This window comes from Paenibacillus agaridevorans, from assembly GCF_003112455.1.
GTDB lineage: Bacteria > Bacillota > Bacilli > Paenibacillales > Paenibacillaceae > Pristimantibacillus > Pristimantibacillus agaridevorans.
Window position 1 is genome coordinate 1 of record NZ_BDQX01000317.1, and the last position, 15,538, is coordinate 15,538.

Here is a 15,538-nt window from a genome sequence, read left to right on the forward strand (position 1 = left end):
TGCGCGGAGCCGGTACAGCCGAATGACGATGTTCAGCGGCTCGTCGTCGCTCCAGACGGCGTGTTGAATGGCGTTTTCCACAAAAGGCTGCAGGATGAGCTTGACCGTCTGATGCCGGAACAGCTCCTCGTCAAGCTGCCAGTGGACGCGGAACAGGTTGTCGAACCGGACGGACTGGATTTCTACGTAATGCCGCGTAATCTCGATCTCCTTCTGGATCAGAATGACCGGCTTGCCTTTGCTTAGCGAGGTCTTGTAGAAATTGGACAGATGGCGAACGATCTTGCTCACTTGCCGGTCCTGATTCTGGACGGCCAACGAGGAGATGACGGCCAGCGTGTTGTACAGGAAATGCGGATTGATCTGGCTCTGCAACAGCGCCAGCTCCGTCTCCTTCCGCATGATCTCCTTCTTGTACACCTCGTTGATCAGCTTGTCGAGCTGGCGTTTCATCGTATTAAACGATTCCGCCAGCAGGCCAATCTCGTCCTTGCTGTCCTGCTTCAGCTCGAATTGGAACTGCTCGTCTCCTACCTTCCGCACAAACCGGGTCAATGTCTGGAACCGGTTGGAGAAATAACGGGCCGTCATGGCGATCAGACCGACCGACAGCAGGATGCTGATCGCGGCGATGAGCAGAATGCGGCTCGACGCCTTGTTCGCTTCGCTCAACACGTCGCTCAGCGGAATAATCGACACCGTCTTCCAGCCGATCGGCAGCGTGTCGTAGACGACAAGCGATTCCATCCCCTTAACCGGCTGCTCGAACGTACCGCTTCCTCCACCGCTCCAACCGCCTTCTTCAAGCACCTGACGGAACGGCTGCAGAATCATCGACTTGTCCCGGGTCGACAGGATGGCGCCCTCCTGATTGACCAGATAGATATCGCTCGCCTGCGCCTCTTCGCCGAACAGGGAGTAGAGAGCGCTCTCCTTCACATGGATGGCAAGGACGCCGTACGGCCTCTGCATATCGTTGTTGTTGAGCAGCCTCGCGAGGGTAATAACGGGCTGCTTGCCGCCGTTCTCCATAACGACGCTGTAGACGGCGTTGCCGTAGGATTGCTCCAGCTCCTTGTACCACTTCGCCTCTCTCATCCCCTCGTCCACGCGCTGAATGAACATGCCGTCGCTCGGAATCGATTCGTTGAACGGATAGATCGTAATGGAGTCGATATCGGTATTGGTGAGCTGAATGCCGAACAGCAGGCTGTTGATGTAATCGTAGGCGTGCACAAAGTCGATCCCCCGCCGGTACTCCCTGGTCAGCCAGTCCCGCAGTTCCGAATCCATGTACAGCAGGCTGGAGATTTGCTCGTAATTTTTGAGCTTGTTGTCGATATTGCTGCTGAGCTGGCTGTTCATCGTGCGCATCCGGTCATGCGTCTGCGAGACGAGCTGGTTCTGGAACACCTGATAGAAATATAACGAGATGGCCAGCAGCGGAATGACGGAAGCCAGCAAGAAGAACACCAGCAGCTTGTTGCGCAGCGCCAGATTGTTGATGAACCGCTTCACGGCCTTCATGGCGCCGAATGCCCCGGCTGGCGGTTGCGGAATTGGTTCGGCGTCACCCCGCGTCTCTTGTGAAAGACGGCGCCGAAGTGGGATGCGCTTTCGTAACCGACGAAGGTTGCGATTTCGTGAATTTTCATATCGGTATCGCGCAGCAGCTCCGCCGCGCGGTCCATCCTTACTTTCGTCATATATTCGAGTACCGTATATCCGGTATATTCCTTGAACAGCATGCGCAGATGATTGGGCGACAAATAGGCGTATTCGGCCAAATATTCGATCGTCAGCGCGCTGCCGAATTCGAGATCGATCAGCGACTTTACCTGATGAACCATGGCGGCATGACGGTCGGCTCCCCCCGATGGCGCGGGCGTAGCCTCGATATATTGGCCGCTGCCGTGCTTTGCCATATGGCGGCCACGGAATTGCTGCAGATGCAGACACGTCTCGTACACCTGGCTGAGCGGAACGGGATGCGGATACAGACAAGTCGTGATCCACGGGCAGACGACCGCGAGCTTCGCGTGCCATTGCTCCGCCAGATGGACTTCTCCCGGCGCGGCCAATACGACCAGGCGATCCTCCTGCCATTCGAACGGCAGCGCCTGGGCGTCGGCCATCAGACGCTGCATGCCTTGCAGCACCTTGGCTTTGGCCTGGGCAGGCTCGGACGAATCGCTTGCCGGCTTGTACGCGGCGTCGATCGTCACGAGCATCACAGAATAGACGCCAGTCGCTCCGGGAAGCAGCTCCTCCAGCATTTCCTTCAGCTCGTTCTCGACCGCGTCGGGCGGCCCCTCCTGCAGCAGCTGCTTCGCGTATTGCGAGGCCAGCGCTCGGGAGGACAGCCTGCTTCGTTCCTCTTCGGCGCATTTCTGCCGCACCTTCAACATCCGTTCCTGCAGCTCGTCGATATCCAGCGGTTTCAGCAAGTATCCCGATGCTTCGAGCATCAGCGCAGACTTTACATAGGCAAAGTCGTCGTAGCCGCTCATGAAAATAACAATGAGCCGCGGCCAGCGTTTTTTTGCCGCCTTGGCGAATTGGATGCCGTCCATGATCGGCATTCTGACATCGGTAATGACGATGTCGGGAGACAGCTCATCCATGCGGCTGAGCGCCTCGCGGCCGTTTTTGGCCGTGCCCGCCACCTCGAACCCCATTTCCTCCCAGGGAACGAACCGCTTTAGCGTTTCGATCTCGATATGTTCGTCGTCGACCAGCATTATTTTGTACATGTCCGCAAGCTCCCCCTTGCCTCATCCTGCTGATGATATCAGTATCCCACCCTGCCTTCTTACCGTCAATCGACCCCGGAGCAGGTTCGTTCGAATTCGATAGGAAACGTAAAAACGCGATATGGATTATCGGCAATAACGGGAGTCATAATGGAGATAGCCGGCAAATCCAATACAGAAACGAGGGGAAAACATTGCGCCCAGACCGACATTCATCGACTGCATCACTGGGCAGGAGGCTGTATCGGCATCGCTATTTGTACGTGATGCTCATACCCGCTTTCATCTGGGCTCTTCTATTTGCATACGCGCCTATGGCGGGATTGTACATGGCCTTCGTCGACTTTCAGCCGACACTCGGAAACTTCTGGTCGTCCTTTTTCGGCAGCGAATTCGTTGGATTCGAATGGTTCTCCTATTTCTTCAACGGCAGCGACTTCAAGATGATCATGCGCAATACGCTGGTGTCCAGCGTGCTCACGCTCCTTCTCGGATTTATCGTGCCGATCCTGCTTGCGCTGGCGCTAAATGAGGTGCGCAGCCAGGCCTTCAAGCGGATTGTCCAGACGGCTTCCTATATGCCCTATTTTATTTCGTGGGTCATCGCTGCCAATATATTCGTCGCACTGTTAGCATCCGAAGGCGCTGTAAACGAACTGCTACAGCTCGTCGGACTGACAAAAGAAAGCATCCCGTTCCTGCAAGAAGGCAAGTACTTCTGGGGGATCGTGTCGGGGGCCAACACTTGGAAGGAGATGGGATACAATTCGATCATTTATTTGGCGGCCATCTCTTCCATCAACCCCGATCTGTACGAAGCCGCCAAGGTAGACGGCGCCGGCCGGATCAGGCAGATGACTTCCGTAACGCTGCCCCTGCTGCGGCCGACCATCGTCATTTTGCTCATCTTGTCGGTGGGCAATCTGATGAATACCGGCTTCGACCAATATTATTTGCTTGGCAATTCGCTTAACAGGGAGTATTCCGACGTGCTCGACACCTATTCGTTCCGGTACGGTCTGCAGAACAGCATGTTCTCTTATGCCGCCGCCGTTGGCCTGTTCAAGTCGGCCGTCGCGTTCCTGATGGTGCTTGCGGTCAATTCGATCGCCAGGCGCATGAACAGCAACTCATTATTCTAAAGCAAAGGAGTGCAGGCAGGATGACACGAGACCGGATACTGAATCTGACGGGCAATACGCTGCTTTACGGCTTATTGGGCCTCGTTTTTCTCGTCACATTTTTCCCGTTCTGGCAAATTTTCATTCTGTCCATCAACGACGGCACGGATTCCTTGCGCGGAGGGTTCATGCTCTGGCCGAGAGAATTCAGCCTCGATAGTTACGCCACCGTCTTTTCCAACCCGGAGATACTGACGGCGATCCGGACGACCGTGCTCCGGACCGTGCTCGGCGTTCCGTTGACCGTCGCATGCATCGCGATGCTAGCTTACGTGCTCAGCAAACGAACGTTGGCGGGCAGTCGATTTTTGAATCTGTTTTTCATCTTTACGATGTACTTCAGCGGTGGACTTATTCCGACCTATATGGTCATCAAATCGCTTCATCTGATCGACAACTTTCTTGTTTTCCTTCTGCCGGGATTGATCAATATCTTCTGGATGATCCTGGTGCGCACCTTCATGGAGCAGCTGCCGAAGGAGATCGAGGAATCGGCGGAGATTGACGGCGCGAACGACATTCGTATTTTCGTCCAGGTGATCCTGCCCGTCTGCGTGCCCGTGCTGGCCACGATTACGCTGTTCGCGGCAATCTTCCATTGGAATGCCTGGTACGATTCCTACATCTATACGTACAAGCCGGATCTAAAGACGCTGCAAGCCGTGCTGGTCAAAATACTCAACCAATACCAGACAGGCGACATGCTTTCGCAAGCACAGCAGCTTGCCAACGAAAACAAGCGCATTCCCGTTACGGGCGAAAGCATTCGAATGACCGTCACGATGGTCGCGACGCTGCCTATCATTCTAGTCTATCCGTTTCTGCAGAAATTTTTCCTTAAGGGCATGCTGCTAGGCGCTGTTAAAAGTTAAATTCTTTCAAGGGGAGTTATGACAATGGCTAAAATTACATTTATCGGGGCGGGAAGCTCCATCTTCGCAAAAAATATATTGGGAGACTGCATGCGGACGCCGTCGCTGGCCGACGCGCATATGGCGCTGTTCGACATCAACATGGAACGGCTGGAGCAGTCCGAAAAAATGCTGCAAAACCTGAATCAGAATCTCGGCGGCAAAGCGACGATCAAGTCCTACACGGATCGCAAGGAAGCGCTTCGCGGCGCGGATTACGTCATTAACGCCATCGCTGTCGGCGAGCTGATCCCGACGATCATGTCGGACTTCCAAATTCCCGAGAAATACGGCTTGCATCAGACCGTCGCCGACACGCTTGGCATGGGAGGCTTGTTCCGCGGGCTCCGCACGATCCCGGTCATGATCGATATCGCTCGCGATATGGAGGAAGTGTGTCCGGATGCCTGGTTCCTCAACTACACGAATCCGATGGCAATCGTGACCGGGGCCATGCTGCAAGCGACAGGGGTTAAGACCGTCGGGCTGTGCCACAGCGTCCAAACCTGTGCCAAGGAGCTGCTTGAGGGGCTTGGCATGCCGCATGACAATGTCCGCTACAAGATCGCCGGCATCAACCATCAAGCTTGGCTGCTGGAAGTATCGAGGAACGGCATTGATCTGTACCCGGAGATCCGCCAGCGGGCAGGGGCGCGCACGGACCGTCATACCGATATGGTACGATACGATTACATGAAGCTGTTCGGCTATTACGTTACCGAGTCCAGCTCGCACGGCTCCGAATACGTGCCGTATTATCACAAACGCCAATATCCGCACTTGAAGGAACAATATACGCTGCCGACGGACGGATACAAAAACTGGGGCAGAGGCAAAGCTGAATACTGGCAGGAAGTAAACGCGATGATCGACAACGCCAATCTGACCCACGAGCGTTCGCACGAATACGCCTCCTACATCATGGACGCGATGGAAACGAACGTACCGTTCGAGATCGCGGGCAACGTGCTCAACACGGGCGGCCTGATCAGCAATCTGCCCCACAACGCCTGCGTGGAAGTGCCATGCATGGTGAACGGCAACGGCATTTTGCCAACGCGGTTTGGAGCGCTGCCGCCTCAATGCGCCGCGCTCAACCAAACCAACATCAACATGCAGCTGCTGACGATCGAAGCGGCGCTGACGGGCAAGCGCGAGCATGTGTATCACGCGGCCATGCTGGATCCGCATACGTCTTCCGAGCTGTCGCTCGACGACATCGTGGCCATGTGCGATGAGATGCTGGAAGCGAATCGCGATTTCATCACGATTAAATAATTATTCCGGGGAGGGTCTACACATGAAAAAGAGAACAAAAGCCGTCGCGCTAACGATGGTATCCGCCATGCTTTTGCTTACGGTATCGGCATGCTCCGGCGGCAAAAACGAACCGTCGAACGGAAACGGCAATACGCCGGCCGACAGCGGGCCGATTACGTTGACTTTTTTCGATAAAAACACGGGAGATCTGTTTACGAATCCGGTGGCCGAGGAAATTACGAAGCGCACGGGCGTCAAGATCGAGATCCAACAGCCGACGGGCGATCCAAGCGAGAAGCTGAATTTGATGCTGACCAGCAACACGCTGCCCGACATCGTGCTCATGGACCGGCGCAGCGATATCGTAAACCGCTACATTGCGGCCAAGGCGATTATCCCGCTAAACGATCTGATCGACCAGCATGGCCCGAACATTAAAGAAATGTACGGCGACGTGCTCAACAAGAGCCGACATTCGGACGGCAACAATTATTACTTGAACAACTGGTACGGCATGGACCCCGATCCGGGCTGGAGCTTCAACATGCGCGCCGATATTTTGAAGGAGCTGGGCTACGGGGACCGCATCGAAAGCGGAGAGAGCTTTACACAAGAGGAATTCGTCGATCTGCTTAAGCAGTTCAAAGAAAAATACCCGCAAGTCGACGGCAAACCGACGATCCCGCTAACGTTCAACGCCGACCATATGCCGACGGTAGTTGGCACGTTTAAAGGGATGTACGGCATGAAATCCTACTACGAATCGGACGGCCAAATCGGCCTGGAGGTCCGGGAGCCGCGTTATAAGGAAATGATGGGATTTATCAACGATCTGCAAGCTTTAGCTCTTCTTGACAACGAATGGGCGATCAACAAAACGCAAATCTTCGATCAGAAGGTGTCCAGCGAGCGCGTATTCGCCGTCGGCGGCGGCGAGCCGCTGGAGCCGAACCGTTTGCTGCGCGAGAAGTACGGCGAGGATACGGATAAGCAATTCCTCGCGTTTAAGGTGACGGCGCCGGGCGTCGATCCATCCGCGACGACGTACGGACCGCGCAGCTCGCTAGGATGGGATGCCATCGCCATTACGGCGGCCAACAAACATCCGGAGCAAACGATCAAGTTTATGGATTTCCTGGCGAGCGAGGAAGGCCAATATTTACTCATGTGGGGCCTGGAGGGCGAGCATTGGGAGATGGTGGACGGCAAGCACAAGCCGTTCCCGGAAGTGCTGCAGGGCTTTAAGGACAACTGGAACGAATATTCCAAGCAGACCGGTATCCGCAAGTGGACGTGGTTCGTCAAAAACGGCAACGGCTCCGACGGCACGCCGCTCGATCTCGTAGCGAAATACGAGCGGAACGCGTACAACCAGCATGCCATCAAGTCCATGAAGGACTCGACCTGGGATACGGCGATCTACGACAATCTCGGTCCGGGCGGCGGCACGCCGGATGCCCTGAACGAGCAGAAGATCAAGGATTTGCTGTCTCAAGGCTTTACCCAGCTGGCTTACGCCGAGAGCAAGGATGAATTCGAAGCACTCTACGCCAAGCTGATGAAGGATCTCGAAGACAACAACGCGCCGCGCATCGAACAGATTTATACGGAAAATTATAAGAAACAAATGGAGCTGTGGAAATGAGAAATCCTCTATCGAAGCCTTTCAAAGATGAGCGACCGCGGTTAGAGGTAGGATTTATCGCCAATAAGCAAGCTGTTTTCGAAGACCGAAAACTTATACTTTCTTATGTGGTAAGAAAGCCATGCTAACGAAACCAAGCCGCTTGGAAGAAAACTCTTCCAAGCGGCTTGGTTTTTGGCTTGCTTTGCGAACCATCCTATCTCTACCCTCTTACCCTCCTATTACTCCATCGCAAGCCCGCCGGTTACCGGCGTGTAGGTTCCCGTAAGGAATCGAGCGGCATCTCCCGCGAGGAAAGCAACGACCCCCGCCACGTCTTCCGGCTCGGCGATCCGGCCAAGCGGGGTGAAGCTGCCGATCATGCGGCTTTCCTCCTCGGAGACCATCAGGCTATCATCGGATTTGACGAAGCCGGGAGCGACGACGTTCGCCGTTATCCCATAGGGCCCGAATTCCTGCGCAATATATCGGGCAAAGGCATCCAGCCCTCCCTTCGCCGTGCCGAATGCAATATGCCCGGGGACAGGGTCCTTGCCTTCCGTTCTGGACAGATAGACAATCCTGCCGGATTGCTGTGCCATCATCGTCGGGATAACAGCCTTCGTGGCGTAAAAAGCCAGTTTCAATTCATCCGTCAACTGTCGTTCGAATGACTCCCAAGAAAGCTCGGCAAAGGCGGAGGCATTAACCCCCCTGTCGGCATGGCATACAAGAACATCGATACGTCCGAGCTCCTTCTTTACGATCGCCGCAAGTTGTTCCATCCGCTCTTCGCTGCGGGTATCCGCATGAACCGCAATGGCCTCCCCGCCATTTGCAATAATTTCGTTAGCGACGGATTGAGCAACCTGTTCATAACCGAAGTCGTGAACGACAACCCTTGCGCCTTGTCTGGCCAACTGGATGCACGTCGCTCTCCCTATACCCCGGGCGCCGCCTGTCACAATCGCAACTTTCCCGTTCACAGACATCCTGTTCAACCCCTTTCCCATTCGCTATCGCTTACCCTTCATCCGATACGTCATATTGCCGGGCAATATCCAGCGCAACCTGCCGAACCTTGGCAGCCATAGAAGCAGGCTCGAGCACAATGACATCCGTCCTGTAATGAAGCACCATCCCGATCAGCCAGTTCTCGTTCGAGCAGGTCGTTCGTACAATAATTTTTCCATCCGGCAATCGTTCAATATCCTTCTCGTCGAACCGGTTCATCACAAACACGGCAACCGATGCCTGGAACTGAAGCGTAACCGGAATACCCTCACGCCTTTCCGGCGCCGCCCACCTGTCATTCAATTGCGCAAGCGAGTCCGTTCGGCGAATAAAGGTGTCGGCTTGTACATGGAGCTCCCGAATCCGCGACAGCTTAAAGATCCGATAATCGCCGCGCAGTCGACAATAGCCGTAAAGATACCAGGAGTAAGACTTCATCACAAGCACCATCGGCTCCACCACGCGCTCTAGTTCCTCTCCTTTTCTGCTCGTGTATTTAAATGTCAGGAGCTTCCGGTCCTTAATGGCTTGATGAAGCGTATCATACCGCCTCTGGTCCTCCTCGCTATTTTTCCAAGGGGTGAAATCAATCTGAATACTTTCTCCTTCTCCTGCCCGACCTTGCTCAGCCTGCGCAACCATTGCACCTACTTTGCCGAGAAGGCGGTCCATAATGGATCGATCATAGGCCTTCGTGGACTCAAGACCGCGGAGCGCGGCGGACAAGGCGGTCAGTTCATCAAAGGACAGAAGCTGCCGATCCAGTCGGAAGCTGTCCATAATTTCGTAACCGCCCTCCATGCCCGTATAGGACACGATGGGAATGCCGGCTTGACCAAGCGAATCGAGATCGCGATAGATGGTGCGCAGCGAAACCTCAAGCTGATCCGCCAATTCCTGCGCTTGTATTCGCTTCCGATTGAGCAGCAATATCGTAATGGTCATTAACCGTTCCAGCTTCATCGTCATCTCTCCTATGCCGGCATGCTGTTTCTCGCCGATCTATAAATTAGTGGGCGGTTGCGAATTCCTCTCCTTCGGCAGCCGGCTCCATCTTGGCTTTCGTCATTAATAATGCAGCAATCAGCGCCAATACAGCGGGGATGAGGCTCCATGCGAAGACGGTTCCGATCGAGCTCGACAGCCCTGCGGTAATGGTATCGAGCAGCCCGGCATCGACGGATTGGCGGAATGCCGGATTCAGCAGCGAATGGGGATCGCTTAGGTTCAAGTCGGCCGGTACAGCCACGTCGCCTTTGCCAAGCGATTCGGTGAGCTTGGAGAGCAGGCTGTGGCTTTGCACAATGCCGAAAATGGTAATGCCGAGCGCCATGCCGAGCGAGCGATTGAAATTTAAGGTCGAGCTTGCGGCCCCGCGCTGCGCCGGAGGGAACGAATCCATAACGGCGGTGCTAAGCACGGAGAAGGAAGCGCCAATCCCAAGACCGATCAAAATCATAATCATCGTAATAGAAAGTCGAGAAGATTCTACCGTAATTTGCGAGAGAAGAGCAAGACCCGTCAGAAGCAGCGCCAGCGTCCCGATCATAATGGTGCGGTATTGCAGCTTCGTCATCAGGAATCCGCCAAGCGTGGCCGTAACCACCGAGCCCACCATCATCGGCAATAGGGTCAATCCCGAATTGGAAGCCGAGCCTCCAAGCACGCCTTGCACGTAGATCGGTATAAAGATCGCCGCCGTCATGTACGCCGCGCCGCTGAGCATCGCGACCAGGTTGCTCGTCGTGTATAGTCTGCTGCGGAACAGGCGGAACGAGATAATTGGCTCTGCGGCCCTCTTTTCGACCACGACCAGCAGTAGAACAAGCACGACGAAACCTGCGAACAAACCAAGAATTTGCGGCGAATCCCATGGGTACGTTTTACCGCCGAGTTCAAGTCCGAGCATAAAGCAGACGATAGCGCCCACGAGGAGTACGGAACCCGCCCAGTCGATTTTTTGCCTGGCGTGTACCGCCGATTCTTTGTAAAACAAAGCGATCGCCAGCAATGCAATAACGCCCAGCGGCAGGTTAATGTAGAAGATCCATGACCAATCGAGATGGTCGGTAATGTATCCGCCCAACAACGGGCCTACAACACTCGACAGTCCGAACACGGCGCCAAACAACCCCATCATCTTGCCGCGCTCCTTCGGCGGCATGACGTCGAACAGGATCGTAAAGGCGATGGACACCATCGCTCCGGCCCCGACACCTTGCACAGCTCTATAGAGGCTTAACTCGACGATGGATTGCGCCATTCCGCATAATGCCGAGCCGATCATGAACACGATGATCCCGAAGATGAAGAAACGTTTGCGCCCATACATATCGGACAGTTTGCCGAAGATCGGCATGCACGCCATCTCAGCCACCATATACGCGGTAGTGACCCACACGAACTTGTCGAGCCCTCCCATCTCTCCAACGATCGTTCCGATCGACGTTGAAACAATCGTGTTGTCCATGGATGCGATCAAAATAGCTAGCAGCAGCCCTCCAACGATTACTCCCAGTTTGTTTGTCATACGTTCCCATCCCTTTCTTGTACCTTAAGAATTGATTGGCTAACAATCATCTAAGACCATCTTAAGCTACCCTTGTTGACAACAGTGTGTCAGGGAGGAAATGCTTTATTTTTTTCTTAAGAAAAGGACCACCCGATATCCGGATGGCCCCTCTGAGAATTTTGTGTTAGTTCATGGTTAGCTCGCGGCTCTATAGCCGTCTCGCGGTATCTCCTTCGCAGAACGGTCCGGCAATGCGGATATGCTCCCAGGGCTCGCTCCCGTTGGCGAGCCGCCATAGCAGCTTGTCCGCCGCCTTATAGCCGGTCTCCCGGATAAGCAGCTCCGGCCGGCTAAGACCAGGTACGGCGGCTACCGGGCCGTTGGCCAGCCCGATGACGGAGAGCCCCTCCGGCACGCGATACCCAAGTTCGTCCAAATTGCGGAACAGCCTCTCGATATCTTCGTCGATACCGGCAATGATGGCGGTAGGCTGTACTTCATTCAGCTTGTCCTGCAAGGTCTCGGTGTTCCAATCGCCGGTTAGCTGCGATTCAAGACTGCAAACCAGTCCATGCTCGCCCATCATCTCCTGAAATGCCTGCCAGCGCCTTGCGAACCCCCGTTGGCTGCCGATGTCGCCCACATACATAATACGCGCGTGACCCAGCCGGACCAGCTTGTCGACAGCCATGCAGACGGCTTCGTAGACGTCCCAGATGACGCTGTCGAGCTCCGACAATGGCCTGGGATAGTTGATGAGCACCTTCGGCAGCGACAAGCCAAGCAGCTTGCGCTCTGTCGTGTCCGACAGCAGCCTGGGAGCAATGAACAAGCCGTCCGCCGTAGGCAGGCTTATGCGCTCCAGCCACTGTTCGAATGCGCTGTCGGACAAATCTTCGTCCAGCGTATGACACTCCAGGCGGTGGTCCAGCAGCTCAAGCCGCTGACGCAGTCCTTCGGCCAGCAACGTGTTGTAATTCGTCGATTGCCGCGACTGGATAAGCGCGAAGCGCAGCTGGAAGGTCGGGTACGGAGCGATGCCCCGGCTGGCGAGCTCCCTCGCCTGGGCTACGGTCAGGTAGCCGCGCCTATACGCCGTGCGGGCGATCCGGGCCCGGGTCTCCTCGGACATGCCGGGCTTGCCGCCCAGCGCCTTCGATATGGTCTGTATGGACAGGCCGAGATCGGCCGAAAGATCATGCAGCGTAACCGTCTTGCGTGTTCCCAAAGCGAGTTCCTCCTTACGTTCGGCAGCCGCGGACGACTACCTGCAAATATCCGAATCGTACTCCGGCCCGCTTAACCCGGCTGGCCCGTCTCCGCTACGAGAGACGACATCATTTTTCGCGACAGGGTACAAGCAGCGTAAACATTGTCTCCTCTATTTTAAACTAAAGTTAAACTACTTTTGAAGCCATATCCTCCCTATACTGAAGGTACTTTCGAGGGAGGGATAACGGATGAACAGAATAGATGCGGATGTGGTGGTATGTGGTGGCGGTCCGGCAGGTATTAACGCGGCGCTCGCGGCTGGAAGGACAGGCGCAAAGACGGTGTTGATCGAGCGTTACGGCTTTCTCGGCGGCATGTCGACGGCGGCGCTCGTCTATCCATGGATGACGTTTCATACGACGGGGGGCAAGCAAGTCATCGCGGGCATTGCGCAGGAGATTATCGACCGGCTGATGGCGGAACATGCATCGCCCGGCCATGTGCGCGATACGGTCGGCTTCGTGCGGACGATTACGCCGTACGATCCCGAAGTATACAAGGTGCTGATCGTCGACATGCTGCGGGAGGCAGGCGTTAAGGTGCTGCTGCACAGCCTCATGGACGAGGCCGTCGTCGAAGGCGACCGAATCGTCGCGGTTAGACTGGCCACCAAATCCGGCAAATACGAAGTGACGGCGAAGCAGTTCGTCGATGCGACGGGCGACGCGGATCTCGCCTATTTGTCAGGCGTGCCGTGCCTGCAGGGCCGCGACGGAGACAGCTTGACCCAGCCGATGACGATGAAATTCCGCATGCGCGGCGTCGATCTCGCCAAGGTAAAGCGGTACATGATCGATCATCCGGATGAGTTTTACAAAAAAACGCCGTTCGACGAGCTGGAGCAACTGCCGTTATCCGGCGTGCTGGGCTACTTCAAGCATTGGCAGGAAGCCGAGCTGCCCATTAACCGCGACCAGGTGCTCTTTTTCACCGGGCCAGGTCCGGATGAGGTGCTTGTCAACACAACGCGCGTGCAAGGGCTCGACTCTACGAAGCTGGAGGACCTCACGGAAGGTGAGATCCAGGGCCGGAAACAGGTGCGCATGGTGGCCGACTTCATGACCCGCAATCTGCCAGGCTTCGAGAACGCGTCCATCTCGTCGGTCGGGGCGCAGATCGGCGTTCGCGAAAGCCGCAGAATCGACGGCCAATACACGCTGCAAGTAGATGATGTCGTGAGCGGCCGAACGTTCGACGATTGCATAGCGCGCAGCGGGTATCCGATCGACATTCACGATCCGTCCGGCAAAGGCGTGCAGGCCGCATGGGTGCAGGGCGACGGCGCCTATGACATCCCGTACCGCTGCCTCATTCCGAAAGGCATCGTCAATCTGCTCACGGCGGGACGCTGCATCTCGACGTCTCATGAGGCGCTGGCGACAACGAGGCTTACGCCAAGCTGCATGGCGACGGGCCAAGCCGCGGGCACGGCCGCCGGCATGGCTTCGGCGCAAGGCATTTCGCCGGCCGAGATAAGCGTTGAGCAGCTTCAAGAACACTTGATCCGGGACGGGGCGCTGCTCAGCAGCGGACAATCGTCCACTTACAGCGTAATTTAATGAACGAACCTTTGCTGGCCATAGGAGTCGTGTATCGGGGCGGAGCCGCTTGACATTTGCTCCTTGCGTCCACTATGATCAATAGCAATAAAACGTCAATAGCGTTGATCAAGGAACATGTTACCGAATTCGGGGCTCAGAGAGTGACCAGGCTGGTGAAAGGTCTCCCCCGGACGTAGCATCCCCGCCTTGCCAGCTGCAGCGGCCAAAACGAAACGTCTGTCGCCTTCCCTTGGCGGCCCGACAGGTTCGTCCAGCAGTAACCGTTGCCGGCCCCGGCCGTTATCCGGATAAAGGATTGCTGCCGCGCGCGGCGATCGAACTAAGGGTGGTACCACGACACATTCGTCCCTGAACGAATGTGTCTTTTTGTTTTACGCCCTAATAAAAGGAGGCAACGTACATGCGTCAATCCCAATTATTCGCGACTACCTTGCGAGAAGCGCCCGCGGAAGCGGAAGTCGCCAGCCATCGCCTGCTGCTCCGGGCCGGTTACATTCGCCAGCTGGCTGCCGGCATCTATACGTATATGCCGCTCGGCCGGCGTGTTCTTCGCAAAGTCGAAGCCATCGTGCGGGAAGAGCTGGAGCGCGCAGGCGCGCAGGAACTGCTCATGCCGGCACTGCAGCCCGCCGACCTTTGGAAGGAATCCGGGCGTTACGACGCTTACGGCCCCGAGCTGATCCGCCTCTCCGACAGGCATGGACGCGAGTTTGCGTTAGGCCCGACGCATGAGGAAGTCATTACAACGCTGGTCAAAAACGAGATCGGCTCCTATCGCCGACTGCCCGTCACGCTGTACCAAGTGCAGACGAAGTTCCGCGACGAACGACGTCCGCGATCCGGCTTGCTCCGCGGCAGAGAGTTTCTGATGAAGGACGCGTATTCTTTCGACGCCACATTGGAGGGTCTGGACCACTCTTATCGCAAAATGTACGACGCCTACCACCGTATCTTCGAACGCTGCGGTTTGAGGTTTCGCGCAGTCGAAGCGGATGCGGGCGCGATCGGCGGAGAGGGCGGCACGCATGAATTTATGGCGCTGGCCGACATTGGCGAAGATATCGTCGTCGTATGTCCTCATTGCGATTATGCCGCGAATCTGGAGAAAGCAGCGTCGAAGGCGGAGCACTCCGAGCATCGCGGCAAAGTGGTTCCCGCAATCGAGAGAATCCATACGCCGGTCGTACGCACGATCGAACAACTGACCCAGCACCTTGCGATCCAAGCCGGCGATGTCATCAAAACGATTATTTACTCGGCCGACGGGAATCCGGTCGCCGTACTTGTACGGGGAGACCACGAGGTCAACGAGTTGAAAGTCAAAAACGTCTTGGGCGCTAACGAAATCGTTCTGGCCGACTCGGAAACGGCCATGAAGGCGACGGGAGCGGGGATCGGATTCGCCGGACCTGTCGGGTTGACGATCCCCGTTCTCGTCGACGAAGCCGT

Annotated in this window: 12 protein-coding genes; 6 read left to right on the top strand and 6 right to left on the bottom strand. The window is 55.9% G+C overall.

Annotation, left to right across the window (positions count from 1 at the left end):
- Together PAT3040_RS25355 and PAT3040_RS25360 are read right to left on the bottom strand one after the other, a co-directional pair.
- On the bottom strand, nt 1-1,527 hold a 1,527-nt coding region (locus PAT3040_RS25355), incomplete at its 3' end, for a cache domain-containing sensor histidine kinase (protein WP_108994872.1).
- Nucleotides 1,524-2,753 carry a response regulator gene (locus PAT3040_RS25360; protein ID WP_108994873.1) on the bottom strand — a complete coding sequence of 410 codons (1,230 nt, stop codon included), beginning with the start codon at nt 2,751-2,753 and terminating at the stop codon, nt 1,524-1,526. The genes PAT3040_RS25355 and PAT3040_RS25360, both read right to left, overlap by 4 nt.
- A 329-nt stretch (nt 2,754-3,082) precedes the next feature.
- On the opposite strand from PAT3040_RS25360, the gene PAT3040_RS25365 reads away from it, so the two are divergent.
- From PAT3040_RS25365 to PAT3040_RS25380, 4 genes are read left to right on the top strand one after another with little or no spacing between them, the layout of a single operon-like run.
- Nucleotides 3,083-3,895, top strand: a complete 813-nt coding sequence (locus tag PAT3040_RS25365) for an ABC transporter permease (protein ID WP_246608392.1) — start codon at nt 3,083-3,085, stop codon at nt 3,893-3,895.
- A 20-nt stretch (nt 3,896-3,915) separates the two neighbouring features.
- Nucleotides 3,916-4,806: a carbohydrate ABC transporter permease gene (locus PAT3040_RS25370; protein WP_087568158.1), complete on the top strand. Its 891-nt coding sequence runs from the start codon at nt 3,916-3,918 to the stop codon at nt 4,804-4,806.
- Nucleotides 4,807-4,830: 24 nt separating this feature from the next.
- Nucleotides 4,831-6,123, top strand: a complete 1,293-nt coding sequence (locus tag PAT3040_RS25375; RefSeq protein WP_108994874.1) for an alpha-glucosidase/alpha-galactosidase — start codon at nt 4,831-4,833, stop codon at nt 6,121-6,123.
- A gap of 22 nt (nt 6,124-6,145) precedes the next feature.
- A complete protein-coding gene (locus PAT3040_RS25380) occupies nt 6,146-7,750 on the top strand; it encodes an extracellular solute-binding protein (RefSeq protein ID WP_087568156.1) in 1,605 nt (534 codons plus the stop codon).
- Between the two features lie 221 nt (nt 7,751-7,971).
- Here PAT3040_RS25380 and PAT3040_RS25385 read toward each other — a convergent pair whose 3' ends face one another.
- The 4 genes from PAT3040_RS25385 to PAT3040_RS25400 all read right to left on the bottom strand — a co-directional run bounded on the left by PAT3040_RS25385 (nt 7,972) and on the right by PAT3040_RS25400 (nt 12,483).
- Complete coding sequence (locus PAT3040_RS25385) at nt 7,972-8,721, bottom strand: SDR family NAD(P)-dependent oxidoreductase (RefSeq protein ID WP_108994875.1); 750 nt, start codon at nt 8,719-8,721, stop codon at nt 7,972-7,974.
- Nucleotides 8,722-8,752: 31 nt separating this feature from the next.
- Nucleotides 8,753-9,706, bottom strand: coding sequence for a helix-turn-helix transcriptional regulator (locus PAT3040_RS25390; protein WP_108994876.1), 954 nt, complete (start codon nt 9,704-9,706; stop codon nt 8,753-8,755).
- Nucleotides 9,707-9,752: 46 nt separating this feature from the next.
- Entirely contained in the window at nt 9,753-11,273 is a 1,521-nt protein-coding gene (locus PAT3040_RS25395; RefSeq protein ID WP_108994877.1) for an MDR family MFS transporter, read from the bottom strand.
- Between the two features lie 190 nt (nt 11,274-11,463).
- Nucleotides 11,464-12,483, bottom strand: a complete 1,020-nt coding sequence (locus PAT3040_RS25400) for a LacI family DNA-binding transcriptional regulator (RefSeq protein WP_108994878.1) — start codon at nt 12,481-12,483, stop codon at nt 11,464-11,466.
- Nucleotides 12,484-12,715: 232 nt separating this feature from the next.
- Here PAT3040_RS25400 and PAT3040_RS25405 point away from each other — a divergent pair, with 232 nt between their 5' ends.
- Both PAT3040_RS25405 and proS read left to right on the top strand, forming a co-directional pair.
- On the top strand, nt 12,716-14,086 hold the full coding sequence (locus tag PAT3040_RS25405) for an FAD-dependent oxidoreductase (RefSeq protein ID WP_108994879.1): 1,371 nt from the start codon (nt 12,716-12,718) through the stop codon (nt 14,084-14,086).
- Between the two features lie 403 nt (nt 14,087-14,489).
- Nucleotides 14,490-15,538, top strand: a 1,049-nt coding sequence (proS, locus tag PAT3040_RS39000; RefSeq protein WP_258235149.1) for a proline--tRNA ligase, incomplete at its 3' end; no start/stop codon positions are given.

What these genes read in the sequence shown, in the direction of transcription:
- PAT3040_RS25360 (WP_108994873.1), bottom strand. Translation starts at nt 2,753, where the DNA reads ATGTACAAAATAATGCTGGTCGACGACGAACATATCGAGATCGAAACG.
- PAT3040_RS25375 (WP_108994874.1), top strand. Translation starts at nt 4,831, where the DNA reads ATGGCTAAAATTACATTTATCGGGGCGGGAAGCTCCATCTTCGCAAAA.
- PAT3040_RS25390 (WP_108994876.1), bottom strand. Translation starts at nt 9,706, where the DNA reads ATGAAGCTGGAACGGTTAATGACCATTACGATATTGCTGCTCAATCGG.
- PAT3040_RS25380 (WP_087568156.1), top strand. Translation starts at nt 6,146, where the DNA reads ATGAAAAAGAGAACAAAAGCCGTCGCGCTAACGATGGTATCCGCCATG.
- PAT3040_RS25385 (WP_108994875.1), bottom strand. Translation starts at nt 8,721, where the DNA reads ATGTCTGTGAACGGGAAAGTTGCGATTGTGACAGGCGGCGCCCGGGGT.
- PAT3040_RS25395 (WP_108994877.1), bottom strand. Translation starts at nt 11,273, where the DNA reads ATGACAAACAAACTGGGAGTAATCGTTGGAGGGCTGCTGCTAGCTATT.
- PAT3040_RS25405 (WP_108994879.1), top strand. Translation starts at nt 12,716, where the DNA reads ATGAACAGAATAGATGCGGATGTGGTGGTATGTGGTGGCGGTCCGGCA.
- PAT3040_RS25365 (WP_246608392.1), top strand. Translation starts at nt 3,083, where the DNA reads ATGGCCTTCGTCGACTTTCAGCCGACACTCGGAAACTTCTGGTCGTCC.
- PAT3040_RS25370 (WP_087568158.1), top strand. Translation starts at nt 3,916, where the DNA reads ATGACACGAGACCGGATACTGAATCTGACGGGCAATACGCTGCTTTAC.